The sequence below is a fragment of the Devosia sp. MC532 genome (assembly GCF_016461625.1).
Classification (GTDB): domain Bacteria; phylum Pseudomonadota; class Alphaproteobacteria; order Rhizobiales; family Devosiaceae; genus Devosia.
Map to the genome: position 1 here is coordinate 398,599 of NZ_JAEMNZ010000001.1, position 25,885 is coordinate 424,483.

23 protein-coding genes and 3 tRNA genes are annotated in these 25,885 nt (G+C 57.0%); 7 read left to right on the forward strand and 19 right to left on the reverse strand.

The genetic code is table 11. The features are described 5' to 3' along the window. Window position 1 precedes the first annotated feature (1 nt). The 11 genes from JHC09_RS01820 to JHC09_RS01870 form a co-directional block, all read right to left on the reverse strand. Complete coding sequence (locus JHC09_RS01820; protein WP_199530575.1) at window positions 2-1,231, reverse strand: M23 family metallopeptidase; 1,230 nt, start codon at window positions 1,229-1,231, stop codon at window positions 2-4. A 169-nt stretch (window positions 1,232-1,400) separates the two neighbouring features. Further along, the gene (gene surE / locus JHC09_RS01825) at window positions 1,401-2,165 is read right to left on the reverse strand and encodes a 5'/3'-nucleotidase SurE (RefSeq protein ID WP_199530576.1); all 765 of its coding nucleotides are present in this window, start codon (window positions 2,163-2,165) and stop codon (window positions 1,401-1,403) included. A 5-nt stretch (window positions 2,166-2,170) separates the two neighbouring features. After that, on the reverse strand, window positions 2,171-3,493 hold the full coding sequence (serS, locus tag JHC09_RS01830) for a serine--tRNA ligase (protein WP_182395527.1): 1,323 nt from the start codon (window positions 3,491-3,493) through the stop codon (window positions 2,171-2,173). A 132-nt stretch (window positions 3,494-3,625) separates the two neighbouring features. Beyond that, window positions 3,626-4,444, reverse strand: a complete 819-nt coding sequence (tatC, locus tag JHC09_RS01835) for a twin-arginine translocase subunit TatC (RefSeq protein WP_169194112.1) — start codon at window positions 4,442-4,444, stop codon at window positions 3,626-3,628. Then, window positions 4,444-5,118 (reverse strand): Sec-independent protein translocase protein TatB, encoded by a 675-nt coding sequence (tatB, locus tag JHC09_RS01840; protein ID WP_199530577.1) that lies wholly within the window; start codon window positions 5,116-5,118, stop codon window positions 4,444-4,446. Before tatB ends, tatC begins: the two co-directional genes overlap by 1 nt. 56 nt (window positions 5,119-5,174) lie before the next feature. Next, window positions 5,175-5,402, reverse strand: a complete 228-nt coding sequence (locus tag JHC09_RS01845) for a twin-arginine translocase TatA/TatE family subunit (RefSeq protein ID WP_169194114.1) — start codon at window positions 5,400-5,402, stop codon at window positions 5,175-5,177. A 113-nt stretch (window positions 5,403-5,515) separates the two neighbouring features. After that, complete coding sequence (gene scpB, locus JHC09_RS01850) at window positions 5,516-6,187, reverse strand: SMC-Scp complex subunit ScpB (RefSeq protein ID WP_199530578.1); 672 nt, start codon at window positions 6,185-6,187, stop codon at window positions 5,516-5,518. Further along, window positions 6,180-6,968 (reverse strand): ScpA family protein, encoded by a 789-nt coding sequence (locus JHC09_RS01855; RefSeq protein ID WP_199530579.1) that lies wholly within the window; start codon window positions 6,966-6,968, stop codon window positions 6,180-6,182. The genes scpB and JHC09_RS01855 overlap by 8 nt, the downstream gene beginning before the upstream one ends. 77 nt (window positions 6,969-7,045) lie before the next feature. Further along, window positions 7,046-9,373 (reverse strand): SPOR domain-containing protein, encoded by a 2,328-nt coding sequence (locus JHC09_RS01860; RefSeq protein ID WP_199530580.1) that lies wholly within the window; start codon window positions 9,371-9,373, stop codon window positions 7,046-7,048. Between the two features lie 97 nt (window positions 9,374-9,470). Then, window positions 9,471-11,216: an arginine--tRNA ligase gene (gene argS / locus JHC09_RS01865; protein WP_182395516.1), complete on the reverse strand. Its 1,746-nt coding sequence runs from the start codon at window positions 11,214-11,216 to the stop codon at window positions 9,471-9,473. 30 nt (window positions 11,217-11,246) lie between these two features. Then, the gene (locus JHC09_RS01870) at window positions 11,247-12,437 is read right to left on the reverse strand and encodes a deoxyguanosinetriphosphate triphosphohydrolase (protein ID WP_199530581.1); all 1,191 of its coding nucleotides are present in this window, start codon (window positions 12,435-12,437) and stop codon (window positions 11,247-11,249) included. Between the two features lie 86 nt (window positions 12,438-12,523). Between JHC09_RS01870 and JHC09_RS01875 the strand changes: the two genes are divergently transcribed. From JHC09_RS01875 to xth, 3 genes are all read left to right on the forward strand, one after another. Further along, window positions 12,524-12,874, forward strand: a complete 351-nt coding sequence (locus JHC09_RS01875; RefSeq protein ID WP_169194119.1) for an iron-sulfur cluster assembly accessory protein — start codon at window positions 12,524-12,526, stop codon at window positions 12,872-12,874. Between the two features lie 83 nt (window positions 12,875-12,957). Continuing rightward, entirely contained in the window at window positions 12,958-14,061 is a 1,104-nt protein-coding gene (locus tag JHC09_RS01880; protein WP_199530582.1) for a serine hydrolase domain-containing protein, read from the forward strand. A gap of 16 nt (window positions 14,062-14,077) precedes the next feature. Then, window positions 14,078-14,857 (forward strand): exodeoxyribonuclease III, encoded by a 780-nt coding sequence (gene xth, locus JHC09_RS01885; RefSeq protein ID WP_169194193.1) that lies wholly within the window; start codon window positions 14,078-14,080, stop codon window positions 14,855-14,857. 42 nt (window positions 14,858-14,899) lie between these two features. Here xth and JHC09_RS01890 read toward each other — a convergent pair whose 3' ends face one another. The 8 genes from JHC09_RS01890 to JHC09_RS01925 all read right to left on the reverse strand — a co-directional run bounded on the left by JHC09_RS01890 (window position 14,900) and on the right by JHC09_RS01925 (window position 23,607). Beyond that, on the reverse strand, window positions 14,900-15,709 hold the full coding sequence (locus JHC09_RS01890; RefSeq protein ID WP_169194121.1) for a tetratricopeptide repeat protein: 810 nt from the start codon (window positions 15,707-15,709) through the stop codon (window positions 14,900-14,902). A 765-nt stretch (window positions 15,710-16,474) separates the two neighbouring features. Further along, on the reverse strand, window positions 16,475-19,225 hold the full coding sequence (locus JHC09_RS01895; RefSeq protein WP_199530583.1) for a valine--tRNA ligase: 2,751 nt from the start codon (window positions 19,223-19,225) through the stop codon (window positions 16,475-16,477). A gap of 127 nt (window positions 19,226-19,352) precedes the next feature. Continuing rightward, complete coding sequence (locus JHC09_RS01900; RefSeq protein WP_248308832.1) at window positions 19,353-20,099, reverse strand: DUF2497 domain-containing protein; 747 nt, start codon at window positions 20,097-20,099, stop codon at window positions 19,353-19,355. A gap of 176 nt (window positions 20,100-20,275) precedes the next feature. Next, the gene (locus JHC09_RS01905) at window positions 20,276-21,670 is read right to left on the reverse strand and encodes a TolC family outer membrane protein (RefSeq protein WP_199530584.1); all 1,395 of its coding nucleotides are present in this window, start codon (window positions 21,668-21,670) and stop codon (window positions 20,276-20,278) included. A gap of 125 nt (window positions 21,671-21,795) precedes the next feature. Beyond that, the gene (locus JHC09_RS01910; RefSeq protein ID WP_199530585.1) at window positions 21,796-22,446 is read right to left on the reverse strand and encodes a protein-L-isoaspartate O-methyltransferase; all 651 of its coding nucleotides are present in this window, start codon (window positions 22,444-22,446) and stop codon (window positions 21,796-21,798) included. Between the two features lie 104 nt (window positions 22,447-22,550). Further along, window positions 22,551-22,988, reverse strand: a complete 438-nt coding sequence (locus tag JHC09_RS01915) for a hypothetical protein (RefSeq protein WP_199530586.1) — start codon at window positions 22,986-22,988, stop codon at window positions 22,551-22,553. A 198-nt stretch (window positions 22,989-23,186) separates the two neighbouring features. Further along, window positions 23,187-23,260: transfer RNA gene (locus JHC09_RS01920), tRNA-Cys, on the reverse strand. 113 nt (window positions 23,261-23,373) lie between these two features. After that, on the reverse strand, window positions 23,374-23,607 hold the full coding sequence (locus JHC09_RS01925) for a hypothetical protein (RefSeq protein ID WP_199530587.1): 234 nt from the start codon (window positions 23,605-23,607) through the stop codon (window positions 23,374-23,376). Between the two features lie 131 nt (window positions 23,608-23,738). On the opposite strand from JHC09_RS01925, the gene JHC09_RS01930 reads away from it, so the two are divergent. From JHC09_RS01930 to JHC09_RS01945, 4 genes are all read left to right on the forward strand, one after another. Next, complete coding sequence (locus tag JHC09_RS01930; protein WP_349236503.1) at window positions 23,739-24,929, forward strand: benzoate/H(+) symporter BenE family transporter; 1,191 nt, start codon at window positions 23,739-23,741, stop codon at window positions 24,927-24,929. Beyond that, on the forward strand, window positions 24,926-25,513 hold the full coding sequence (locus tag JHC09_RS01935) for a molybdenum cofactor guanylyltransferase (RefSeq protein WP_199530589.1): 588 nt from the start codon (window positions 24,926-24,928) through the stop codon (window positions 25,511-25,513). The genes JHC09_RS01930 and JHC09_RS01935 overlap by 4 nt, the downstream gene beginning before the upstream one ends. A 105-nt stretch (window positions 25,514-25,618) precedes the next feature. Further along, window positions 25,619-25,694 (forward strand) — tRNA-Asn (locus JHC09_RS01940). Between the two features lie 51 nt (window positions 25,695-25,745). Then, window positions 25,746-25,821, forward strand: a tRNA-Asn gene (locus tag JHC09_RS01945). Window positions 25,822-25,885: the final 64 nt, after the last annotated feature.

The following is a 25,885-nucleotide window of genomic DNA, read 5'->3' on the forward strand; positions in this document are numbered from 1 at the left end:
TTTAGCTCGCGAGCAATGGAACCGGATCAACCGGCGTCGCGCCCTTGCGCAGTTCAAAGTGCAGCTGCGGCTTGGAAACAGAACCAGTGGAGCCGACAGTACCGATGGTGTCACCACGGGTAACAGTTGCGCCCTTGTCGACATTCATGCCCTTGAGATGGGCGTAGGCCGAAACGAAGCCGTTCGGATGACGAACGAGGATCAGATTACCGTAACCCTCAACGCCCGAACCGACATAAATGACGGTGCCGTTCTCGGCAGCCTTAACGGCTGAGCCTTCTGGAACATCGATATTGATACCTGTGCCACGCGATGCGGCAAAATCGGTGATGATCCGACCAGACACCGGCCAACGGAACTTGTCATTGCCCGAAGCGACTGGTTCAGCCTGTGGCAGTGCAGCCTGCTGGATGGGCGCGGCGACAGGGGCAGTCTGAGCAACAGGCGCCGCAGCCAAGACAGGCTGTGGTGCCGCAGCAGCCGGCGTGGTTGGAACGGTGGAAATCGTCGCAACCTTCGTGATCTGCTCCGAACCCGGAGCCGGGTTCAGATCAGAACGACCAGGAATGATAATTTTCTGACCCACGATGATCTTGTCTGGTGAGCTCATGCCATTGGCATGAACGAGAGACTGGGTCGTGACATCATAGCGGCGTGCAATTGTGTGCAACGATTCACCGCTTGCGATGGTGTGCGTGTAACCGTTCGTGTTCGCAGCAGGCGTGACCTGCACTGGAACATTTGAGTTAAGCGGAAGCGAAGCGTTCGGATTGCCCATGGCAACGGCCGCAGGCGCAGCCGGCATTGGGGCAAGATTCTGCTGAGCGAGCATGGCTTGCGAATTTCCCATTGGAGACGAGTTCAGTGCAGGCAAATCTTGAGTTTGGACTACTGGCGACGTTGAACCCATCATACCTGGTGATGTCGGTGCATTGTTTTGCCAGAAACCGCCCTGCGCTGGCGCAGGGGGTAACATCCCGCCGCCACCACCACCTACGTTCGCAGGAGGCAGGAAGGCAGTGTTCTGCGCACCCTGAACTGCACCGAGGCTCGGCGGCATGGGTTGATTTGCAAAGAACGGGGCTGGTTGGGCTGTTGAGCCCGTGACGGTCTGGTCGCCAAACGTACGGCTACCAAGACTAGAGCAGCCGGACAATGCGACTGCTGCAACCATAAGCCCAGCCATAGCGACAGAGACTTTATGGGTCCGCCGGGGAACGCGAATACTCATCGGCTTACTCGTACGCAGATACTAAACAACTAGACCCGAGATTAGGCCGGTAAGGTAAAGACGAGTTTAAGACCGATGCGATTTGAGCGAATTCACATCGACATGATTCAGCACTGGTTAGGGTTAAAACCGAGCGAGCCGTCGAGTGCTAAAATACCACCTGCCACACTTACAGTGACAAGCTGGCAAGGCTCGCTAGAGCATCCTGATGGGTTTGTTGCAGCGCAACCGGAGTAACGGTGATGGCGCTCTGGCGGCGCATCACCTCAAAGTCCGCTTTCGGATCAAGTGGAGTGGGCGTTGAGGGAATCGCCATAAAGAATTTGCCCTCATTGTCGCTGGGATAGTAGCGAATTGGCGATCGGGAGAAACGCTGCTGAGCTGCCGCGCGTATCCCAGTCACAGCCTCCGGCGGGCAATATGGGAAATTGACGTTGTAAAAGACGTCATGGCCCGCATGGCTTCGCAGAATAGCTTCAACGGTTCTCACACCAAAAGCCCGAGCATTTTCCCAGTTTGGCTCCAGCGTCAGCTCATAATCGAGCGCTTGGCTGAGCGCGATACCGATAGCACCTTGCAGAACGCCTTCACGGGCGCCAGCGGCCGTGCCTGAGCAATTGACGATATCGCCAAGGTTCTGCCCCGCATTGACGCCGGACAAGACCAAATCAGCAGGCCTGTCACCCAGCAGATGAGTCATCGCGGCAACGACACAATCGGCAGGTGAGCCACCCACCACAGCAAAGCTTTTGTCGTCCTTGCGGTCAAAGCTGAGTTCGCGCCCGAAGGAGAAGCGGTGCCCTACCCCCGATTGATTTCCGTCTGGAGCCACGATCCAAACGTCATCGGAGATAGAGCGTGCAATATCAGCGAGTACGGCAAGACCCGGCGCATCAATACCATCATCATTGGTGAGCAAGATGCGCAGGGACATGGGCCTTAGCCTCCGATTTTGGTGAGGCCGCCCATATAGGGACGCAGCACTTCAGGGATAACCACCGAGCCGTCTTCCTGCTGATAGTTTTCCAACACCGCAATCAAGCAACGGCCAACAGCGGTGCCCGAACCATTGAGCGTATGCACGTAACGCAGTGCCTGCTTCTCGCCGGATGGGCGGTAACGCGCCTCCATACGGCGCGCCTGAAAATCACCGCAGACCGATACCGAGGAGATTTCGCGGTAGGTGTTCTGACCGGGGAGCCAGACTTCAAGGTCATAGGTGCGACGCGCTCCAAAGCCCATGTCGCCGGTGCACAGTTTCATGACGCGATAGTGCAGACCAAGCTTGGTCAAAACAGCTTCAGCGGCGGCGAGCATGCGCTCGTGTTCGTTTTCGGCTTCTTCTGCGGTCGTGATCGCGACCAGTTCAACTTTGTTGAACTGATGCTGACGCAGCATGCCACGGGTATCGCGCCCTGCCGAACCGGCTTCGGAACGGAAGCACGGCGTCAACGCCGTGAAGCGCATCGGCAATTCGTCTTCGGCGAGAATAGATTCGCGCACGAAATTGGTCATCGGAACTTCTGCCGTCGGAATGAGCGCCAGACGGCTCTCACCATGCGGGGTGAAGAACAGATCTTCTTCGAACTTCGGCAGCTGCCCAGTACCAAACAACGCGTCGTCGCGAACGAGGACAGGTGTCTGTACTTCGAGGTAGCCGTGTTCAGTCGAATGGAGATCCAGCATGAACTGGCCAAGCGCTCGCTCCAGTCGCGCAATCTGGCCCTTCAGGACAACGAAGCGACTGCCTGCGAGCTTGGCCGCAACTTCAAAATCCATGTTCTTTTCAGAAACACCAATTTCAAAGTGTTCTTTGGGTGCAAACGTAAAGCTAGGCTTTACAGGACGCACAGTGGCAGCTGTCTCAGCATTGCCGTTGAGGCCAAAGTACTCGACGTTATCACTCTCATCCTTGCCGAACGGCACATCCGCTAGCGGAGCGTTTGGAATGGTCGAGAGCGCGTCACGGAGTTCTTTCTCGACGGCGCGTTCGTCTGCTTCCCCCGAAGGGATGAATTCTTTGAGCGAGGCGACCTCCGCCATCAGCTCTTGGGCCTTGGCTTCATCCTTCTGGGCCTTGGCCTGGCCGATCTGCTTGGACAGCGCGTTGCGCTTTTCTTGCGCTTCGTTGAGACGCACAATGATCGCGCGGCGGCGATCGTCGATCTCAATCAGGGTATCAGCCCGCTGAGAGGACCCGCGGCTTTCCATGGCCTGGTTGAAGGCATCAGGATTGTCTCGGACCCATTTGATATCGAACATTGTACGTTACGAGCGAAAGCCCGCCTCTTTATTGGTGTGTGGCTTGTCTAAAGTTGAAGACTGTAGCCCGCAAGTGGGCATTCTCGAAAAGCCAAAAACCAACGCCCCAATCTTGCGAATGGGGCGTTGAAACTAGGCTGTTTCGTTCTCTTGTGCGGCGAGCGCTGCTTTTCGTCGGCGCTCAATCATACGCACCGACAGAATCGAAAGCTCGTAAAGGAGATACATCGGTATCGCCAACCCAATCTGCGAGATCGGATCAGGCGGCGTGATGAACGCGGCCACGATCAGAATACCGACGATAGCGTAGCGACGGCCCTTCTTGAGCTGCTCAACGCTCACGAGGTCGATCTGTGCCAACAGTGTCAGCACGACAGGCAACTGAAAGCAGATACCAAACGCCAAAATCAGCGTCATGGCGAGACTGAGGTATTCCGACACCTTCGCCAGAAGCTTGATCTCGTCGGTCTGCATTCCTGCAAAGAAACCCAATGCCATTGGCAAAACGACGAAATAGACCATTGCCGCCCCGGCCACAAAGAAGACCGGCGTGGCCACGAGGTAGGGCACTAAAGCCTTACGCTCGTGCTTATACAGCCCGGGCGCGACAAAGCCGTAGATCTGCGTTGCCAGATAAGGGAACCCGAGGAAGATCGAGCCAAAGAATGCCAGATTAAGCTGGGTGAAGAAGAATTCCTGCGGCGCTGTATAGATCAACTCCATATCGCCCGGATTTGGATAAATCGAACGGTATGGGTTGAGCAGAATATCGAAAATCTGCCCTGCAAAGAGGAAGCAGACAATCAAGAGGACAACGATCGCAATCGCGCAGTGGATCAACCGCTTACGCAGTTCGATCAAATGCTCCAAAAGCGGCGCTTCGCTACCGGCGAGTTCATCAACCGGCTCAGCTTGCGACTTATCTTCGATTTTTGCCTGAGTATCGGCCATTATTCGCTCTTTTCACCCGTGCTAGTGGCCTTTTTGCGAGGCGCACGAGGCTTGGCCGGAGCCTTTTCACCCGCGTCGGCCACAACGGCCTTGGCGCGTGGCTTCTTCACTGGCTTTTCTGCAGTGTCGATTGCGGCGGCCGTCTTCGTGGACGGCCTTGGGCGGGCGGCCTTAACAGGCGTTGGCTTTTCTGCTGCAGGCGCGGCAGCCTTTTGCGCTACGGGCGCTGTGGCGGTATCAGCACTTTGCGCAGATGAAGCCTCAGGCTTAGCGCTCGACTTGAAGCCATACTCGGATGCGAGATCGTCGTTTGATTTCGCAATAGGCGGCATGCCCGCCTTTTCGCGAATTTCGTTGACGACACTTTCTGAGGACGGATCAGCGGGTTTGATTACTCCGCTTGGCTTAGGACCGTCCGCCGACATCGTGTTGAACTCGCGCCGGATTTCTTCGGCGGTCTGCTTCAATGGCGATGTGATGGAGTTGCGGAGGCTCCGCACCTCATCCAAACCCGAAGTCTTGTTGATTTCGCGCTGGAAATCACGTCCCATGCGCTGAATTTGGCCAATGATCTTGCCAACCTTGCCCATCATGACGGGCAGGTCTTTGGGACCGATAAAGATCAGCGCAACCACGCCGATCACAAGCATCTCTGTCCAGCTCAGACCGAGCATAAAGCGATCTCCGAAATACGGCGAAAGCGCCGCGAATATTCAGATGAAGGCGCTGATTAAGCGTCCTTGCTCCGATCAACTTCTGCAGCGTCAACAGTCTGCGGCTTTGCAGCAGTTGCAGTGTCGATACGTTCAGCAGGCTTGTCTTCGTCCTTCATGCCTTTTTGGAAGGCTTTAATGCCCTGAGCGACTTCGCCCATCATGCCGGAAATCTTACCACGGCCAAAAAGCAGGATAACGACAACGGCGACGACGAGAATGCCCCAGATGGATGGCGCGTGCATGGATGGTCTCCCTTAGGCTAACGGTACGCGATACACGCGACACATAATTCGAGAAATAAGTTTAAACTGCACCGAACACAAGGATGTGTTCAAAATCAACATGTGAAAGCGTTTTAGTCACGCTCTTCAACCTCATCTTCCGTCTCTACCTCACCCAGATCATCTGGGCTGAGCGGATCTTCATCTTCGCGCAAAGCATCTCCATCAAAAGGCAGAGGAATTTGCAAATCAGGCGGAAGACGAGACGACAATAGGCCAGCGCCTTTCAGTTCATCCAGACCCGGCAAATCGGAAAGCGCCTCAAGACCAAAATGGTCTAAAAATGCATCCGTTGTTCCGTAAGTGACTGGCCGCCCTGGTGTGCGACGGCGGCCCCGCATGCGAATCCATCCCGCTTCCATCAACAGATCCAAAGTCCCCTTCCCTGTCGCTACGCCGCGCACTTCTTCTATCTCCGCGCGCGTGGCGGGTTGATGATAAGCGATGATGGATAGGGTCTCGAGTGCGGCGCGAGACAGGGGGCGCGTTTCTTGTTGCTCACGACGCAGCAAAAATCCGAGGTCTTCGGCTGTCCGAAATGCCCACCCGTCCCCGCGCCTTACCAAGTTTACGCCCCGCGGAGCGTATTGCGCTTGCAGCGCCTTCAACAAAGGGAGCACAGAAACACCCTCCCCCAGAAAGCTCGCCATTTCGTGGGGTTTGAGCGGCTCTGCGGAGGCAAACAAAAGCGCCTCAATAATCCGCAGTTGCCGGGTTCGAACTTCGCTGTCTTCGCCGTCAATCATGAGAGGCCATTCGCTTACGCAGCATGATTGGAGCAAAGGTATCGCGCTGTTTGATTTCCATCACACCTTGTCGGACCAGTTCCAAGCTAGAGGCAAATGATGACGCTCGAGCCGTTCGCCGTTCCTCAGGTGTCGCCAGATAATCATACAAAAATCCGTCGAGTGAAAGCCAATCCGCCGTTTCCCCAATTAGCTTTTCGAGCAAGTCTCGCGCATCCTGAAGCGACCAGACAGTGCGGACATAGGGCGAATATTCGACGATTGCGGTGCGCTCGCGCTGGTCGGAATAGGCTTTGAGAAGATCATAAAGCGTTGCTTCCCAAATCGATTTTCGTTCGATCTCAATGGGCTCTGGTGCCCCCCGCGCAAACACTTTCGCACCAACGCGCGCTCGGTTGATGAGCTGTGTGGACACATTGCGCATTGCTTCTAGTCGCTTGAGTCGAAAATGCAGCAATGCTGCCAGCATCTCACCACTTAGCTCATCATCATTGACCGCTTGGGGCACCAGCAAGCGGCTTTTGAGATAGGCCAGCCAAGCCGCCATTACCAAATAATCGGCGGCAACCTCGATCCGTAACTGACGGAGGTCTTCGATGAACGCGAGATATTGCTCGGTCAGCGCCAGAACAGAGATCGCTGAAAGATCCACTTTTTGTCGGCGGGCGAGATCGAGGAGAAGATCGAGCGGTCCTTCGTAGCCCTTTACGTCAACACGTAGCGGCTGCTCCGCCGCATCGTCAGGAGCCGCCGAGATCCAATCCGCCTGCGCTATACTCATGGACGAAAAACAAAAAGGGCTGTCATCGCCGCACATTGGACATCGATGACAGCCATCGTCAAGTCAGGCAATATTTTTTAGAGCAGCAAGCAGTCGCCGCCCGCAGCCCGCACATTGGTACAGACATTGACGGCCGCTTCACGCGAGGCAGCAGGCACGAGCACGCGATAGTAGATACCGCGTTCGCCCAAGTTCACCTGCTGGATCTCGAGGTTCGCGCCGCCGAACAACACACCATACCGTGTCGCAATGGCCTGTGCACTCTCACGCGCAGCCGCTTCTGTGCGCTGGGACGAGAGCTGGACATAGGCACCGCCAGACGCTGGAGCCGAAGCAGGTGCCGCCGCAACCGGGGCAGCTGCAGCCGGTGCAGCGAGGTCCTGTGGTGCAGGCGCTGCCGCCGCTGCAGAAATTGCGGCCGCTGCAGTCGACGCGAAGTCAGAAGGCTTCACCGACGGAATTGCGACTGTACGTCCAGCGACAGTTGCGCCGCTTGCGTTCACCACAGGCACGACCGAACCCGGCTGCACAGGTGGGACAGCTGGAGTCGCCGGAGTTTCTACAACTGGCGGAGGCGCTGCAGCTGGAACTGTCTCTGACGGCGCAGTTGTATTCGCAGCTGCGGTGTTCCCTGGAAGTTCAGGGACGTTTGGTCGGTCGACCGGTAGCATAGACGTACCAGCCAAGCCGCTATCGCCACTCACGATGGTACCGTCCGGACGCACCGTAACCGTTCGCACGCGACGATTTACGAGTCCATCAGGGTTGGTCGTTCCCTGATCTATCGAATTGATAACATTGCCGATACCGGAGTTCTGAGTAGCCTCAGAAATGGTTTCAGGATCAGCCTGATCGCGCGGGACGATCTGCTCGTTCGCGCCATTATTGCCACCAGCCATCTCGTTGAAAATGACCGACTGCGCAGGAGCCTCAGTGCTCGGTTCAGGCTCTTCCTTGATCGGAGCTGTGTCCGCGACGATCGTCGGTGCTGGGCCCGATGGGCCGCCCGATCCGAGCATGTAATAAAGCGCACCGCCACCTGCACCGAGGAGGAGAATGGCGAGCAAAGGCCCGAGAACGGCTTTGTTCACGCCGAACGAACGACGGCGACGCGGTTCGCTGTAATCGCCACCATCATCGGCATCGCTTCCAGCCGTATGATCGACCCATTCAACGCGCGCGCCAGAGGCGGCCGCTGCTGCCAGAATAGCATCGTCCACCGAACTGGTGTCCGCTGACGACGCGCGGCGGCGTGGTCCGCGTGGAGCCTGTTCAGTTTCCGGCGGTAAAGTTGGTGTTGCCAGGCTTCGTAAGGGTGCCGGAGCAGACTTCGGCTCGACGACTTCCATGGGTTCAGGCGCTGGGTCCTGCTGGACACTCATGCGCACCGCTGGCCCCACAAGCCGCTCAATTTCAGCGAGCGGGTCAGTCCCAAAACCGGGTTCTTGACGTCGCTGCTGTGGTGTCGCCGCGGCAAGTTCGGGAGCAATGCCAAAGCTTGGCTCGTCAAACTGAGAGCTCGCAGCTCTTACTGAATCGGAGAAATCAGCTGCGGTGTACACTGACGGCTGCTCGACGCCACGCGTGTGCGTCGCGACTTGAGAGAAATAGTCGTCAGACTGTGATGCGACACTATCGGGTTCAACCTCGAACTCGAAATTGCCACCCGTATTATCTTCGCTCTGCAGCTGATCCTTGGCCAATTCAGATGCAATCAGATCGGCCAAGCTATCTTGATCAAGATTGATTGGCTCGGGCTCTTCCTCAACCACAACTGGCGCTGGGGAGACGACCTGAGCCTGTATGGGTTCACGCCGAACAGGTGTTGGTTCAACAGGGCGCTGTGGCGCAACTGGCTGTTGGGGAACGAATTGAGGAGCCTGCTCGCGACTCGCTACGCCTTGATCGAGCGACGGCTGTGGCGAAGCGACCGGCGGGACCGATGGCACAGGCGAGGTTGGAGCCGATGGCCGCTGAGCAGAACGCAGATCAAAGTCGAACGCAAAGGGTTCAACCGGTGGCTGCGGGGGCTGCGTGAGCGGCTGTGTTGGTGCGGCGGTCACACCCGGGCGAAGAGCGAAATCAAGGCTCGGTGTCGGCGTTTGCGGCGGCACGGGCGCTAGAGATGGCACGCGAACTTGCGACTGAGACGCTGGTGGAGCGCCTACCGGCTGAGAAACAGGACGCGGCGCGACCGGTGGAACTGGGGGAACAACGCGTTCGCTGGGCGGTTGCGCGGTAAAATCAAACCGCGGAACCGGCGGCATTTGCGGCGAGTCGTCGCCGGGAATACGGACGCGCGGTTGCTGCGGCTCACTCGGAGCGTTTTCAGGGCGCGCCTCTCCCGCCATCAGGCGGGCCAATTCGGCGATCAGATCGTCCGGGGCATCACTTTGTCCGGCCATATGCTGCGGCTTCGCTGACGTACTCCGACAGCGCCTCTAGATAGCGGGGGGGCCCAATGGACACCGCCCCGCGATTGATCACACCAATGCGCCCGAATTATGAGAGTTCATCGGGGGCTGACACACCAAGCATGCCGAGACCGTTGCGGATAACCTGGCGAACGGCATCGACAAGGGCGAGTCGAGCCAAGCTCAACTTCGGGTCAGACTGGTTAACGAAACGTAAAGACGGATCATCCTTACCTTTAGCCCAGAACCCATGCAGGGCTCCAGCCAATTCGTGCACGTAGAATGCAATACGATGCGGCTCGTGGGCAACAGCTGCTGCTGCCACCGTCCGTGGCCAAGCGCCGAGCAGTCGGATCAGTTCAATATCCGCGGCACTATCTAGGCGCTCAACTTCGGCCTTGGCGAGAGCTGCTGGGGAAATATCGAGATCCGGCAGATCACGCTGCGCAGTGCGGAAAATCGAACAAGCGCGGGCATGGGCGTACTGAACGTAGAACACCGGGTTATCGCGGGTCTGTTCTTTGACCAAGGCAAAATCGAAATCCATCGACGCGTCGTTGCGACGGAAGAGCAACATGAAACGCGTCGCGTCTGGACCAACTTCGTCAACAACGTCAGCAAGGGTAACGAGGTCGCCCGAACGCTTGGACATCTTGAACGGCTCGCCGTTCTTGAGCAAACGCACCAACTGGCAGATACGGACGTCCATATCCGCTTCTTGGTTCGATACGGCCTTCACTGCCGCCTGCAGGCGCTTGACGTAACCGGAGTGGTCAGCGCCCAGCACGTTGATCATGTGGTTGAAGCCGCGCAGGTATTTATTGCGGTGATAGGCAATGTCAGCGGCGAAATAGGTGTAGGAACCGTCCGACTTGATCAGGGCACGATCCGTATCGTCGCCATAATCTGTCGCGCGGAACAGTGTCTGCTCGCGGTCTTCCCAATCTTCTGGGGTCTTACCCTTAGGCGCTTCGAGACGGCCTTCGTAGACCATGCCTTCTTCGCGCAGCCAAGCAAGCGTCGACTCAATGTCGCCCCCTGCCCCGTGCAGCGTACGCTCGGAGAAGAACACGTCGTGATGGATATTGAGCTTGGCGAGATCTGCCCTAATCAATTCCATCATGCCCTTGAGAGCGACTTCACGCGCGATAAGCGCAGCTTCCTGCTCTTCCATTTCCAGAAGCTTGGTGCCGTATTCGGCGGCCAATTGCTGTCCGACCGGGATCAGGTAGTCGCCAGGATAAAAGCCCGATGGAATTTCAATGGTTTCGCCCAATGCTTCGCGGTAACGGAGCAAGGCCGAACGGCCCAGAATGATCGTCTGGCCGCCGGTGTCATTGATGTAATATTCGCGGGTAACGTCATACCCTGTCCACTGCATGAGCGAGGCCAATGCGTCGCCGAAAACGGCGCCACGGGTATGGCCGACGTGCATTGGGCCGGTCGGATTTGCCGACACAAACTCAACATTGACGCGTTCGCCCTGACCAAGGTTCGAGCGGCCGTAATCGACACCCTGCTCTGAAACAGACTTCAGGACCTGGTGCCAAACTGAGTTGTTGAGACGGAAATTGATAAAGCCCGGACCTGCAACTTCCACCGAGGCAACGTCTGCGTCAGAGGCGAAGCGGCCCGCAAGAGCAGTCGCTAGCTCACGTGGGTTCTTACCCAAAGGCTTCGCAACCACCATAGCGGCGTTGGTCGAAAGGTCACCATGGGTTGCATCGCGCGGAGGCTCTACAACCACGCGCGCGAGCAGGCCCTCATCGAGATCGGGGTAGTCGGCACGCAGGGCCGCGTGGACCCGGGTAGTGAAGAGCGCAAAGATATCCATGTCGAACCTACGGAATTTGGTCGGGCCGGGTTAACGGAATTCGGGCCGAGCGTCAAACAAGCGGTAGTGCTCATCTAATGCATAAGGGTCCGTCATACCCGCAATGAAGTCAGCTACAACTCGGGCACGATTAGGGCCTGAGCAGGCTTTTGCTTTCTCACCCCAGCGGCCGGGCATGTCAGCGTCCGACATATAGCGCGCAAAAAGGCGTTCCACTACTGCTTCGCTCTCCAAGACTGGCTGCATGACTGACTTGTGCCGGTAAACTCGCGTCAACAGGAAGTTTTTGAGGCCTTTTTCGGCGATTGCCGTCTCTGGGGAAAAAGTGATGATTGTCGTTCCGGCCAGTCTAACATCGTCGACCGACTGCGGCGCAATGCGTGCGATATTGGCGGAACTAAACGAAATTACGTCCTCGATGGCCCGCGTAATCATGCGCCGCTGAACTTCGTGAGTCTGACGATTGACTGGAATGCCCGGATAACGCTCAAGGACTTCGCGTACGATTGGCCCAGCCATTGGCACATCGAGAAAGTCCTCAAGGTTCAGGACGCCAGCACGCAGCGCATCGTCAATATCGTGCGCATTGTAGGCTATATCATCGGCTATCGCCGCCGCTTGCGCTTCTAAGCTGGCGTAGGTGTCGAGGCGCAGATCGGACACCGCGGGAATGTCATTCACCCCGCTTGGCAGGCCTTCATGCGCATAACGCCCGACAGGGACGCCAGAAGCATCAATGAGCGGGCCGTTGTGCTTCAGAATGCCTTCGAGCGTTTCCCACGTGAGGTTCAGGCCATCATGCTCTGCGTAGCGATTTTCGAGCTGCGTGACGACGCGCAGTGCCTGCACATTGTGGTCGAATCCACCAAAGTTCGACATTGCCCGATGCAGGGCGCGCTCTCCAGCATGGCCGAACGGCGTGTGCCCAAGGTCATGGCTCAACGCGAGCGCCTCAGCCAAATCTTCGTTCAAGCGCAATGCACGCGCGATTGAGCGGGCGATCTGACTAACTTCAAGCGTGTGCGTCAGTCTATTGCGAAAATGCCGCCCCTCATGCGCGAGAAAAACCTGCGTCTTGTGCTGAAGGCGACGAAATGCGGTTGAGTGGATAATTCTGTCGCGGTCGCGCTGGAATTCGGAGCGCGTTGGGCTCGGCCCTGCACCATAAAGCCGGCCCAAAGTGTCTTCGGGCTTGCTGGCATAGGGGGCGGTATCGCTCATGTGTGAATTCCAGGTCTTTGCAATTGGGCGCGACGCGCCTATCTTAGGAAAAGCGTTATGACATTACGATCGCTTTGGGAAAACCCATGACCGCTGCAGCACAAGTAGTACCGACAGTAAGCCTCTCTGACCGCGCCGCAAAGCGCGTTGCTCGCATCCTCTCCAAGGAGGTACCGGGGACTGTTCTGCGTATTTCTGTGGCGGGCGGCGGATGTTCCGGCTTTCAATATGAATATAATCTTGTTCAGGAAACGGCGAATGGCGACGATCTCGTTCTGCAAAAAGGCGAAGCGACCGTTCTGATCGATTCTCTCTCGCTCGAATTTATGGGCGGCTCGGAAATCGACTTCGTAGACGATCTGATCGGCCAAGCTTTTCAGATTAAGAATCCGAATGCCGTCGCATCCTGCGGCTGCGGCACAAGTTTCGCCGTCTAAGACACTTTACGTTCTACTTTAGTTCTCTATCCTCTATGCAACCCGGGATCGTCGATTCCGGGGTTCTGCTTGGGGAGGTAGGAATGGGACATCGCGTAAACGCTGTCATGGACAGCGCAATTGAGCAGCAGAAAATCGTCGGTGCGGAACTGCTCGTTTTTCAGCACGGCAAGCAAATCATTCGGCGCACCGCGGGCCATTTCGACCGTGAAGCCAATGTGCCGATGATCGAAAACGCGATCTATCGCCTCGCCTCCGTCACCAAACCCATCATTGCAGCGACAGCCTTGGCAATGGTCGACAAGGGCCTGCTGAAGCTTGATGACGCGGTTCGCGACTACCTGCCCTATTTCACACCACGGTCGCCCGATGGTTCTGAGTCGGTGATCACGATCCACCATCTTCTCACCCACACGTCTGGTCTGGGGTATGACTACTCGGCAGATCCGCTCATTTCCGGCGGTGTTGGGCCAACTGACAATAATTTCGAAGAGAATTTTACGCGCGTCGCCAAACTGCCGCTGAACTTTGCCCCAGGCACGGCGTGGCTCTATTCAGTCGCGATTGACGTTCTTGGCGCAGTACTCGCAAAAATTCATGGCGGGACTCTCGATGAGACAGCGAAAACCTATGTCACCGGCCCGCTGGGAATGGCTGACACCGGCTTTTTCGTTTCTGACCTTACGCGCTTAGCCAAGCCCTATGCCGATGGCGCTCCACCACACCAAATGCGTGACCCCGAACCGGTAATGAACGCCGAAGGAAACACCACTGTCTTTTCGCCAAAGAGGATATTCTCAGCGAAGGCCTTCCAATCGGGCGGCGGCGGTATGGCTGGCACTAGCTCTGATATGGCAACATTCTTTGAGACCATGCGCAAGGGCGGCGGCGATGTCGTCAGCGAGGCATTAGTCAGGAGAGCTTTCACAAATCAGACGGGAGGCTTACTGGGCCCCGACGCCGGACGGAGCTTTGGTTACTTCGGCTCCATCATAGAAGACACCTCTAGAACGGAGCAACCAGGCGGCCGGGGCGCGGCGAATTGGGGCGGGGTATACGGACATTCTTGGCTTGTGGACCACGCAAACGAGCTTACGATAGTGTCCATGACCAATACGGCTCTCGAGGGGTGCACCGGGGTTTACCCCAAGGACCTCATTCGCGCCGTCTACGACGACCTGACCTAAGGAACACCACATGGCCCTGCGCATCGCCACTTGGAACATTGCCGGCATCAAGGCCCGCCTTGAAGTGCTGGTGCGCTGGCTTGAGGAAGAAAAGCCCGACATCGTGGGGCTTCAAGAGATCAAATCCGTCGACGAATCTTTCCCGCGCGCAGAGATAGAGGCGCTGGGGTACAATGTCGAAACGCACGGCCAGAAGAGTTGGAACGGCGTAGCGCTGCTTTCTAAGCTCCCCTTCGATGAAGTCCATCGCGGCCTCCCCGGCGACGACACGGACGAGCAAGCGCGTCTGATCGAAGGCGTGTTCTCTGTGGAAGGCGGTGCAGTGCGCGTCTGCAACATCTATTTGCCTAACGGCAATCCGGTCGACACGGAAAAATTCCCCTATAAGCTTAAGTGGATGGACCGCCTGAACGTGTTCGCCGAGCAGCGGCTAGCGCTCGAAGAACCGTTCATTCTGATGGGGGACTTCAATCTCATCCCTCAACCAATCGACTGCCATGCGCCGGACAAATGGTGGGGCGACGCCCTCTTCCGCCCAGAGAGTCTAGAGCGCTTCCGCAAACTACAGAACATGGGCATGACGGACGCCCTGCGTGCCGTCAGCAGCGAACAGCAATTCACCTTCTGGGACTATCAGGCGGGCGCTTGGCGCCGCAATGCGGGCATCCGCATTGACCATCTGATGCTTTCGCCGCAAGCGGCCGACCGCTTGGATGACGTGCATATCCATAAGGATACGCGCGACTGGGAAAAACCGAGCGATCACGTGCCAATTGAAGGCAGGTTCAGCTTCTAGAATGGAATACGAAAATGGCGCCGGGTGGCGCCATTTTTCTAATTAGAACTTGCTGGCCGTATCGAAGGCACCAGAGCTTGCCATGGTAATGGCGGCTTCGCGAACATCCGGGCTAGCCGAGCGCATGGCGTTGGCCAAAAGTTCGTCTGCGGAGGCCTGATCCGGTGTACCAATACACGTCGCCTGCGCCACATTGAGCCACATGAGCCCTTCTGCCGGACGAGGCGGATAATCATTGAGGCCGTTGTAAAGCAACTCGCCAAGGCGCGCTTGTGCCAGGCAGTGGCCTTTATTCGCAGCATACTGGAGCCAGCGAGCGCTCAGGGTCGGACTGAGGCCCAAACCGTCTTCGACCTGATAAAGAATGCCGACCCGGTACTGCGCCTCAGCGTCACCGAAATAGGTAGCGGCATGCATCAACATGCGGTGATATTCGTTCGGGTTCTGATGAATGCCCACTTCCGGCGCGCCAACGCGGAAGTAATCGCCCAGCTTCACGAAGGACCGAGCGACAATGTCAGCTTCAAGGCCCTTCGGCGCTGTGTCAGCGTGCTGGATAGCGATCTGGGAGTAGTAACCGAAGGCCTTAACCGGATCTTTGTCTACGCCCTGACCATTTTCATACATAGTGCCCAGCTGCCACATAGCCAACGGGCGGCCAGCAGCGGCATCGCTTTCAAGTGCTGACAGATAGGTATCGTCGGAGACGATCACACCGCCCCCGTCGAGAGCACGCGCGAACTGGCCCGCAGCATCAGCGGCAGTCTGTGCCGATGCAGGCATGGTGGCCAACAGAGCCAGAGCCATGCCCCCTGCTGATATGGGAAGGGACTTATCCCGAGGGGTACGCATTTTACTCCTTTTGCCCGTGACAACACGGACCAGACTTTTGCGCGGCGACTGGTGAACCAGCTCCACAGCGTCACTTCTCAGTGCGCAATTTGATGGGTGCCAGTTAATGGGTTTCACCGGGGCTGGCAAAGCAATGTATGAATAAATAGTAAACATGCATTATGACCGCATTCAGGAGCGACCGGCGCGGAAATAAGGCGATATGGCGACGCCAAACCGCCCACACTCTGCCACCCTATCCAGCCTCTGCTTTGCCACGATCACTTCTACCCCCGGTAGATAATTTCTCTGCTGAACGGAACGCTTAGCGCCAAAAAGGATTTCCCCTAGTTGGGCTGAGCGTGTCCGCTCATGAACATGGGGAAATTTTTAGACTCAGATTGTGGCGGGAAACATGTTCAAACTGTTGTCACGCCGCGGATCTCAACGAATTGGAGATCGTTGTTGCTGAATCGTCACAAGCATTGAAACTATTTTAACTACGTGGTGTTGCGAGATGCGAAAACGTCAAGCAATTTGCGCGTCTTACCGTCACCAGCGATCTGTGGGGGCATATTTCCGTGGCGGATTATTTGATTCCGAATTTCCCCCTAAAGCCGCTGTTCTCGGTTGAAAATCCGAAATCCACGCCCCCTCAAGCCAATTGTGGCAGCGCTAAGCTGTCGGACGCTGCCCACTGACGCATGAATGGGACCGGCCCCTACCCCTGCCCCTGCCCCTCGTCACAAAAAAAGGCCCGGATCGCTCCGGGCCTTCAAAATCTGATTAGAGGCGGCTCACCGCTTCGCGGATCTTTTTGAGCAAGGCCCCTGCCGTTTCGAGGCGGGCCTTCTGCTCTTCGATCACCTCAGCAGGAGCCTTAGCAACGAACTGCTCATTGCCGAGCTTCTTTTCGATGCCGTCGATTTCCTTCTCGAGCTTCCCAATATCCTTCGACAGGCGCGCCTTTTCAGCAGCAATATCGATGAAGCCGGTGAGCGGCAGAGCGAAAGTGGCTTCGCCAACGACGAACTGTGCGGATTCGCCGGGAACAATATTGCTCGGGGTGATCTGCTCTAGACGCGCCAGACGGGTGATGAGCGAAGTGCCCGCCACCAAGCGGCCCAGCGTCGTTTCGTTGGCGCCGATAACGACCAGCTGCAGCTTGGCGCTGGCTGGAACGTTCATTTCCGCACGAACCGAACGCGTGTTGGAGATGACATCGACCAGCCAAGCCAGCTCAGCATCTGCTTCAGCGTCTTCGAGACCCGACAGAACTGGCCATTCGGTGAGAATGAGCATGCTCTCGCGCTTGTCGCCGAATTCGCCGGTCTTGGCCCAGAGCTCTTCGGTGACGAATGGCATCATCGGGTGGAGCATGATCAGGATCTGATCGAGTGCCCAGGCAGCGGTCGCACGAGTTTCAGCCTTTGCCGCTTCGTCTTCGCCGCTGAAGACTGGCTTGGCGAATTCCACGTACCAATCGCAGAAGGTACCCCAGACGAAGTCATAAGCGGAGTTTGCAGCTTCGTTGAAGCGATAGTCCTCGATGCCCTTACGAACGTCAGCCAAGGCACGGACGGTCGAACCAACGATCCAGCGGTTGAGCGCCAGCTTATTGGTCTTCGGGTCGAAGCCTGCAACGCGGCGTGCTTCGTTCATTTCGAGGAAACGCGCTGCGTTCCAGAGCTTGGTGACGAAGTTGCGGTAGCCTTCTACGCGCTGGATCGAGAGCTTTAGGTCACGACCCTGTGCGGCCATAGCGGCCAGCGTAAAGCGGGTCGCGTCAGCGCCGTACTCATCGACGAGCTTAAGCGGGTCAATGACATTGCCCTTGGTCTTGCTCATCTTCTGGCCCTTTTCGTCGCGGACCAGGGCGTGCATGTAGACGGTGTGGAATGGCTCCTCATCGAGGAATTCCAGACCCATCATCATCATGCGGGCAACCCAGAAGAAGATGATGTCAAAGCCGGTGACGAGCACCTGCGTTGGATAGTAACGCGCCATTTCAGGCGTCTTATCAGGCCAGCCAAGGGTCGAGAACGGCCACAGCGCAGACGAGAACCAAGTGTCGAGCACGTCCGGATCACGAACGAGCTCAACCGACTTGCCATAATGAGCATCGGCCGCAGCCTGAGCTTCAGCTACATCAGCTGCAACGAAAGCTTCGCCATCTGGGCCATACCAAGCTGGAATCTGATGACCCCACCACAGCTGGCGCGAGATACACCAAGGCTTGATGTTTTCAAGCCAAGCGAAATAGGTGTTTTCGTACTGCTGCGGCACAAACTTGGTGCGGCCTTCGCGAACGGAAGCCAGCGCTGGTTGCGCCATAACATCAGCCTTAACCCACCACTGGTCGGTCAAGAAGGGTTCGATAACAACGAGCTTTGACTTCTCGTCATGCGGAACCATGATCTTCTTGTCTTCGATATGATCGAGACCACGGATCGGGTTTTCCTCAGCGAGCGCGGCCATGGCCGCAACGATTGCCTTGCGCGCTTCAAAACGGTCCAGACCACGATATTGGGTCGGGATAAAGTCCGCGTCGATGATCGCCCCACGGGTGGTGAAGACGTTGATTGGCTCAAGACCAGCGCGGGCGCCTACTTCAAAGTCGTTGAAGTCGTGCGCCGGGGTGATCTTCACTGCGCCGGTGCCAAGGCTCGGATCAGCGTATTCGTCGCCAACCACTGGGATGCGGCGGCCAACCAGCGGCAGTTCAACGAACTTGCCGATGAGGTGCTGGTAGCGCTTGTCTTCTGGATGAACTGCCACAGCAACGTCGCCGAGCATGGTTTCCGGACGAGTAGTCGCAACGATGATGTAGTCGCGAGTTTCCGTACCCGTGACATTGCCTTCTTCGTCCTTGATCGGAAACTCATAGGTGACACCATCCGCAAGCGGATAGCGCAGGTGCCACATATGGCCCTTCACCTCGATGTTTTCCACTTCAAGATCCGAAATCGCAGTTTCGAGACCCGGATGCCAGTTCACCAAACGCTTGGCGCGATAGATCAGGCCGCGCTTGTGCAGCTCTACGAATACCTTGATGACGGCGCGAACCATCTGATCGTCGGACTGCCCTGCTTCACCCATGGTAAAGCGCTCACGGCTGAAGTCAGCAGAAGCGCCAAGGCGCTTGAGCTGGTTCATAATGGTACCGCCGCTTTCGGCCTTCCATTCCCAGACGCGTTCGATGAATTTCTCGCGGCCCAGATCACGGCGGCTAACCTGCTGAGCAGCCAATTGGCGCTCAACGATCATCTGCGTTGCGATACCCGCGTGGTCGGTACCGGGCTGCCAGAGAACATCCTTCTTCAACATACGGTTGAAGCGAACCAGAATGTCCTGAATGGTGTTGTTCAGCGCGTGACCAACGTGCAGCGAACCCGTGACGTTTGGCGGCGGAATGACAATGGTAAATGTTTCCGCGCCGGGTTTTGCGCCCGCACCAGCCTCGAAAGCCTTTGCCTCGATCCACTCAGAATAGATGCGGCTTTCAACGGCGGCGGGTTCGTAGGTCTTTTCAAGCATAACGTCACTCGCAACAGCATCGACCCGCCAGGGTGACCATGGCGGGTCGGAAAGAGATTGGCAGACTTCAAGCAAATGCCGGGTTCGGGGTCAACAGCCGATGTTTAATCAGCATCCCCCAATCCGATCACTCTCCGCGTGATATCTTGGAAATTTCGCGCTCGACCATGCGCTCGACAACAGCTGGAAGGTGCTCGTCGAGCCAGTCTTTCAGCATTGGGCGAAGCAGTTCGCGGGTCATTTGCTCGATGGTGATGGTTGGGTTGCCAATACCAAGAGCGTTGAGCTTGCCGATGGAACCACGGACTGCGGCGCGGGTCGCAGGTTCAAGCAGTTCACGAGCGATTTCAGCCGACAGCTCCGGATCAGGCAGCGGCGATGTGTCCGCAACTGCTGCTTTCGGCGCTTCAGGAACGAAAAACTCGTCTACAGCAGTAAGCTTTGGCTGAGAGAACGGGGCGAAAACAGGCTCGTCGTGCACGATTGCGGGACGGGCTGGAGCAGGTTCAAAACTGGGCAAATCGGTATCTAAATCGAAAGTGACATCTTCGGGTTCAGTGAGGGCTGCAGCGGCCACGTCAGTCGACGCTTCAGTATCTGCAAGGATCGACTCAAAGCTAAACGCCTCGACTTGACCCTGTTCAACGATTTGCGACGCATCCAATGCGAGTGGCTCGACGTCTTCGAGCATATCGCTCAAATCACGATCGGAGCCAGCGCCGAGGGCGTGAACAGGCGTTGCTTGCATCGGTGGGGGCGCAGACAAAATGGATGGCCGGCGCGGAACGCTCGCTGCGTCATCGTCGGCGATGATCTGTCGAATGGACGACAGGATTTCATCCATGGACGGTTCTTTCGTAGCCGGCTTGTTCATCTGTGCCTCTTACTCGTGCGCCCGATCACAGCGGTCCACCACCATGATTCGTAAACAAGAGATTAGCGCCAAAGACACTCGAAGAGAATCTTTGAATGTCAGCGAGAAAGCGTCATCCACTAAAACTTGTGGCCAGGACGAGCCTGGCCACAAAAGCTTAAACTCTCATTAGGAATTTATTGAGGAATCGTGCGCAATTCCTGCCAAACATCCTCGACCGCCTGCGTGTAAGGAACCGCGGTCTTGGTGGCGACACCCAAACCGAGATTCGCGGCAGTCAAACGACCCGTCGCGGAAAGCAGCGAGAACGTCGCAATTGTTTTCTGGCTCGACGCGGTGATCAGGCTCTCACGAGCGCTGGTCAAATCCGCCTGAGAGTTCAGGACATCCAGCGTGGTGCGCGTTCCAAGGTCGCGCTCCTGAATAACGCCTTCGAGCACGGTGTTGCTCGCAGCCACAGCAGCCTGTGCGGCCTGAATCTGGGCGTCAGCACTCTGAATGCCGGACCATGCAGAAATAACAGCCTGACGGATCTGATCATAGGTCGACATTGCATCGACTTCCGACTTGATCTGACCAAGGTTCGCCTGGCGCACAGCCGCACCAATACGCCCGCCGGAATAGATCGGAACAGCAACGTTGATACCAACGGAACCCGAGAGTGTACCCGTGCCAGTGTTATTGCGGTTACCAACGCTGAGCGCGCCACCAACCTGACCGGTCAGCGAAGCCGTTGGCCCACCAGAGGCGGCAGCAATATCGGCACCGGCCTGTGCTGCGCGAATGCTGGCCTTCGCCAAGAGAATAGCTGGGTGACCAATTTCAGCTTCAGCAATTGCGCCATCGATAGAGTTTGGCAGCAAGCGCGCAAAGTTGTGGCCAGCGCTTAGACCCTGCGGACGAACCCCAACATAACGCTGGAACGTGGCCTCGGCGGTTTCAAGCGAGCCCTGAGCGGCGCGGAACGCGGCCTGCCCCTGAGCGGCTCTCGCCTGCGCCTGCGCAACGTCGATACGCGTGCCTTCGCCGACTTCAAGACGATCCTGCGCTGAGCGTAGCTGCGCCTGGAAGAAAGCGATATTCTCTTGGCGGAGCGAAACGAGTTCGCGGAACCGTAGCACGTCCATATAAGCCTGAACGACGTTGAGCAGCACGTTTTGCTCGGTGTTCCGCAGCTGATACTCAGCCGCTTCTGCACCAGCACGCGCCTGTTCGATCTGTGCGTCGGACTTAAAATTATCGAACAAGGTCTGATCGTAACGCAGGCCAGCATTAAACTGGCTACCGATGACAGGATGAGACCCTGACGCCAAAGTCTGACCCGTGGCGTTACTAATGCTTTCGGAAGCGCCGAAACTGCCCGAAATCGTTGGCAACTTAGCAGACTTCGCCGTCACGATGTTTTCCGCCTGCGACTGCGCATTCAGAAGTGCTGACTGCAACTCAGGCGCATGTTCATAAGCCCGTGCTAGCGCCTCTGCGATAGATTGAGCCTGCGTCGTTCCAACCGAAGAAACAGCTACAGCCAAAGCCAGCGCGCTAACTTTCAGAAAGCCTGTGAACTTCATCATGCCGTCTCCTGCCCCAAAAACTCGAGCACCATGTCCGGGGGCAATAACCGGTTCATGCGCAAATCTTACTATACTTAACGCATTCCAAACGCCGGACCAATCGCCATTTGGCAACATTCGACAACTTAGAACACAAAATCGGTAGGCACGGGCCTATTAAGAGCCGAGGGCAGTATCGCATTGAAATACGACCGCTTCGTTACCCGCTCCCCGTCGCGCTCATAGACCCAAGCGACACCTGTTGGACCATTTCTTAAGACCACAACGAGCCGTCCGCCATCTACCAATAGTGGCAAAAGCTCGTCCGGCGACTCCGCAAGCATACCGCCAACGAAGATGACCTCGTATTGCTTGCCGGAAGCTTGCGTCGGCAGTTGCGAGAGCAAAGAATACCCCACCGCGCCAATGGAGGTGAGCGCCGCAGCGGCGTCGCCTCGCAAGTGATCATCAGTTTCGACACCATCGACCGCTGACGCTAGATGCTCAAAGATCGCAACGGAGTAGCCAGAGCCACAACCGACATCGAGGACGCGATCTTCAGGCCGACAGTCCGCCAGTTGCACCATTTGCGCAAATACTGCAGGGGCAGCCAAATAGCGGCCCGACACATTTAAAGGTTGATGCCCATCGGTATAGGCCAGACCGCGGCGCTGCTCTGGCACAAAAGCTTCGCGCGGCACTTGTCCTAGTGCTTGGAGCAAGCGCTCATTATGCACGGCCGCGGGACGAATTTGCGTTTCGACCATAGCGCGACGCGCGGCAGAGTAATCAGCCATAACTCTCGAAACTCCAATTTCTTAGAACGGCGCTCGACCGGCTAATTATCACAGCCATAAGTCGCAGTATGACGATCTGCCAACAGCGATGCCCTTAACACACCTCACTCAGGCGTATCGTTCCGGGCATAGAAGCCGTCAATATCGGAGCCCATACCACAGAAACGCATGCTGGCACCGCCATCAACCACGAACGCTCCCTCAGGCCCCAGCGCGATCTCGATCACAATATCAGCGCCAGCCAAATCGGCCTCATTTATGCTCGCAAGCTCCCCCTCAAACGGGACCAAGCGCGCCGAAATAACACCCTCACTATCCTGCGGGCCCATCGCCCCAAGCTCACAATCAGCAGCAGTCGCACCGCCATTGGGAAGACCGCCCGCACGGATATAGACCAGCCACTCACTGGCGCTCGGTGTGAGGGTGAGTACAGCATTCGCAGGCTCGCTCCGCTCGAAAACAGCGTCGGGAACCGGAGCTTCACCCCGCGCTTGTCCGCCAATTACAAAAGCCAAGATGCCGACAGCAAGAATAATACGCATAACACCCCTCCAACACTGCACCACAAGCTATTCAACGCAAGGGTGAAGTCGTCAAGGACGATGAAATCACAGCAGATTTGAGGCAAAGCGCCCAGCACGGCGCGAGAGTGGCCGCGCAACTGTACGTTGAGCAGCCGAGTACCACCATCAAGTGGCGAACCACCCAAACCGCGTCAGATGTACGAAAATAGGGGAAGTTGGAGGCCGCGTCCGGAATTGAACCGGAGTACGCGGATTTGCAATCCGCTGCGTAACCACTCCGCCACGCGGCCTCTGCGCGCCTTTTCAGGGGTTTAGGCTAAACTGTCAAGAACTCTTGCATGAGTGAGAGAGGGTCCGTGTGCAAAACTTCGTTTATTCCCCGCAAAGCCCTTATGAGCGGGAGTTAGCTTAGGCTGGCTTTGCCGTACCAAGGATAGCCACTGGCATTGGGACGCTTGAAATGTTCCGACAGGGCCAGAAGCACCACCATATGAGTTCGCTCGGGTGTTTGGGGATCCTTCAAACAACGCACTTTGGAGGACACGGTGAACCGATTGCCCTGCACTGCGCCGGTGGCGGTGTAGCTGAGGAAATGATGCTCTGCGTCGTAGTTTGCCGCAACAACTTTGAAATTCATCGCGCGCCTCCCTCCCAGATGGTTATTTAAGTCATAAAATCACAATTTCTGCAATCAACCTCCAGTTAAACCAATAATCTGTTGGCCACGTGGCGGGAGGAAGTTAGCGTCCTACCAACAAATGTCTGAGAATCACGATGCCTGACACTGTGTTGACGGGGCGCAGCGCCACTGCCCAGCCGATTATCGCCGGAGTTTTGGCTGCTGTAGTCGGCTATGCCAGCACTTTTACTTTGCTCTTGGCGGCACTTACGGCGTCTGGCGCCTCGCCACAGCAGGCGGGGTCTGGCCTATTTGCCGTCTGTCTCGGCATTGGACTTCTCAACATTGTTGTCGCCTGGCGCTCTCGGCTTCCGATATCCATCGCTTGGAGCACGCCAGGGGCCGCGTTTCTGCTCACTGTCGGCGAGCCGATCGGTGGTTATCCTGCTGTAACGGGTGCCTTTATCGTCTGTGCAGGGATGATCATCCTCACCGGTTTCATTAAACCACTGGGACGACTCGTGGCGTCTATCCCGTCGGCAATTGCCAATGCGATGCTAGCGGGGATGCTGCTCACACTGTGCCTAGCCCCCATTCGCGCGGTTGGAGAGCTCCCCCTCCTTGCACTACCGATTCTTCTCGCTTGGGCGTTAGGGCTGAAGTTTGCTCGACGCTATGCCGTGCCAATTGCTGTCGTGGTGACAGGAGTTATTCTTGCAACGACCACTCAGCTGCCGACGGGCGTGTTTGACGGCGCGTGGCCCGGTCTCATGCCGGTCATGCCAGTGTTTACTGTGGATGCGATTATCCGCATCGCACTGCCCCTCTATATCGTGACGATGGCGTCGCAGAACTTGCCCGGCCTCGCTGTGATTCGGGCAAATGGCTATGCGGTGTCCCCTGCCCCTATGTTTCTGGCGACAGGAACGGTCAGCGCGCTTACGGCCGTTTTTGGGGGGATCACGTCGAATCTGGCGGCGATCACGGCCGCAATCTGCGCGGGTCCAGAAGCGCATCCTGATCCGGGCAAGCGCTGGCCGGCCCCCATCGCCGCTGGCGGTACCTATATTCTTTTGGGCCTTATCGCCTCTGTGGCCGCCGCATTCATCGCAGCGTCTCCACCCATTCTCATTCAGGCCGTGGCCGGGCTGGCGCTCTTTGCAAGCCTTGCATCTTCCTTATCTGCAGCGCTCAACAGTGAGGACACGCGCCTGCCCGCAGTCCTGACTTTTGTCACAACCGCTTCTGGAATCACAATTATCGGCGTTGGCGCTCCGTTCTGGGGCCTGGTTGGCGGCATCGTACTGCTTGTGCTGCTGCGTTCGCGTCCTTCAGCATGACGGTCTATGGCCTCATCCTCGCCGGCGGCATGGGTAGCCGCTTGGGACATGTCCGCAAGGCCGAGCTAAGGATTGGCGGAGAGCGCCTCGTGGACCGCATTGGCGGCGTGATGGCAGCGTCAACTGACGCCCTCTATGTGGCGACAGGTATTGCTGAACAGCCGCACCTTAGACTTGCCGCGAGCGTGCCAGACCTCGAGCCGCATGAAGGGCCAATGGGCGGCCTAAGGGCTTTCCTGCACCATATTGAACCTAGCGAAGACTCGATTGTGGTGACGACATCGGTAGATTCGCCTTTTCTGCCCGCACACTATGTCGACGCTATGCGTGCCCTCATCGGCACCCAAGGCCTCGCCGTCGTTAGCGTGTGGCAAGGGCAGATCTATCCAACCCAGTCGGCATGGCGCGTGTCGGCGCTCAAGCAGGTTGCCAACCAAAATTCGCCAAAGCGCGCTTTGGAGAGCCTCAACGCGTCAAAGCTCGATTGGTCGGCCGAAAAGGCTAACCCATTCGCCAATATCAACGATTTCTCGGATCTTTTAGCTGCGCAACGGCGATCCTTGGGCTGGGGAAAAGACAAGTAATTCACAGCCTTTGCGATTAGGGTCTTGGCAAACCAGATCAGTTTGGGTACACCCCACCTCGTTCCCGGCGACACCAATCGCTGAGAACGAAAGAGAAGAAAATGTTCCGCGATAGCTCAGTTGGTAGAGCGTTCGACTGTTAATCGAATGGTCGCTGGTTCGAGTCCAGCTCGCGGAGCCATCTCTCTTTAAAAGTCTTACAGCTTGCTGTAAGCAGCCGAAAGATAAGTGTTCCGCGATAGCTCAGTTGGTAGAGCGTTCGACTGTTAATCGAATGGTCGCTGGTTCGAGTCCAGCTCGCGGAGCCATCTTTCTACCCTCCCCCGAACAGTATTACTTTTGCTCTGTTGCTCTTCGCACCCGACCGGGTTA

Coding starts and splice junctions, on each gene's coding strand:
- JHC09_RS01820 (WP_199530575.1), bottom strand. CDS start 1,231: ATGAGTATTCGCGTTCCCCGGCGGACCCATAAAGTCTCTGTCGCTATG.
- surE (WP_199530576.1), bottom strand. CDS start 2,165: ATGTCCCTGCGCATCTTGCTCACCAATGATGATGGTATTGATGCGCCG.
- serS (WP_182395527.1), bottom strand. CDS start 3,493: ATGTTCGATATCAAATGGGTCCGAGACAATCCTGATGCCTTCAACCAG.
- tatC (WP_169194112.1), bottom strand. CDS start 4,444: ATGGCCGATACTCAGGCAAAAATCGAAGATAAGTCGCAAGCTGAGCCG.
- tatB (WP_199530577.1), bottom strand. CDS start 5,118: ATGCTCGGTCTGAGCTGGACAGAGATGCTTGTGATCGGCGTGGTTGCG.
- JHC09_RS01845 (WP_169194114.1), bottom strand. CDS start 5,402: ATGCACGCGCCATCCATCTGGGGCATTCTCGTCGTCGCCGTTGTCGTT.
- scpB (WP_199530578.1), bottom strand. CDS start 6,187: ATGATTGACGGCGAAGACAGCGAAGTTCGAACCCGGCAACTGCGGATT.
- JHC09_RS01855 (WP_199530579.1), bottom strand. CDS start 6,968: ATGAGTATAGCGCAGGCGGATTGGATCTCGGCGGCTCCTGACGATGCG.
- JHC09_RS01860 (WP_199530580.1), bottom strand. CDS start 9,373: ATGGCCGGACAAAGTGATGCCCCGGACGATCTGATCGCCGAATTGGCC.
- argS (WP_182395516.1), bottom strand. CDS start 11,216: ATGGATATCTTTGCGCTCTTCACTACCCGGGTCCACGCGGCCCTGCGT.
- JHC09_RS01870 (WP_199530581.1), bottom strand. CDS start 12,437: ATGAGCGATACCGCCCCCTATGCCAGCAAGCCCGAAGACACTTTGGGC.
- JHC09_RS01875 (WP_169194119.1), top strand. CDS start 12,524: ATGACCGCTGCAGCACAAGTAGTACCGACAGTAAGCCTCTCTGACCGC.
- JHC09_RS01880 (WP_199530582.1), top strand. CDS start 12,958: ATGGGACATCGCGTAAACGCTGTCATGGACAGCGCAATTGAGCAGCAG.
- JHC09_RS01890 (WP_169194121.1), bottom strand. CDS start 15,709: ATGCGTACCCCTCGGGATAAGTCCCTTCCCATATCAGCAGGGGGCATG.
- JHC09_RS01895 (WP_199530583.1), bottom strand. CDS start 19,225: ATGCTTGAAAAGACCTACGAACCCGCCGCCGTTGAAAGCCGCATCTAT.
- JHC09_RS01900 (WP_248308832.1), bottom strand. CDS start 20,099: ATGAACAAGCCGGCTACGAAAGAACCGTCCATGGATGAAATCCTGTCG.
- JHC09_RS01905 (WP_199530584.1), bottom strand. CDS start 21,670: ATGATGAAGTTCACAGGCTTTCTGAAAGTTAGCGCGCTGGCTTTGGCT.
- JHC09_RS01910 (WP_199530585.1), bottom strand. CDS start 22,446: ATGGCTGATTACTCTGCCGCGCGTCGCGCTATGGTCGAAACGCAAATT.
- JHC09_RS01915 (WP_199530586.1), bottom strand. CDS start 22,988: ATGCGTATTATTCTTGCTGTCGGCATCTTGGCTTTTGTAATTGGCGGA.
- JHC09_RS01925 (WP_199530587.1), bottom strand. CDS start 23,607: ATGAATTTCAAAGTTGTTGCGGCAAACTACGACGCAGAGCATCATTTC.
- JHC09_RS01935 (WP_199530589.1), top strand. CDS start 24,926: ATGACGGTCTATGGCCTCATCCTCGCCGGCGGCATGGGTAGCCGCTTG.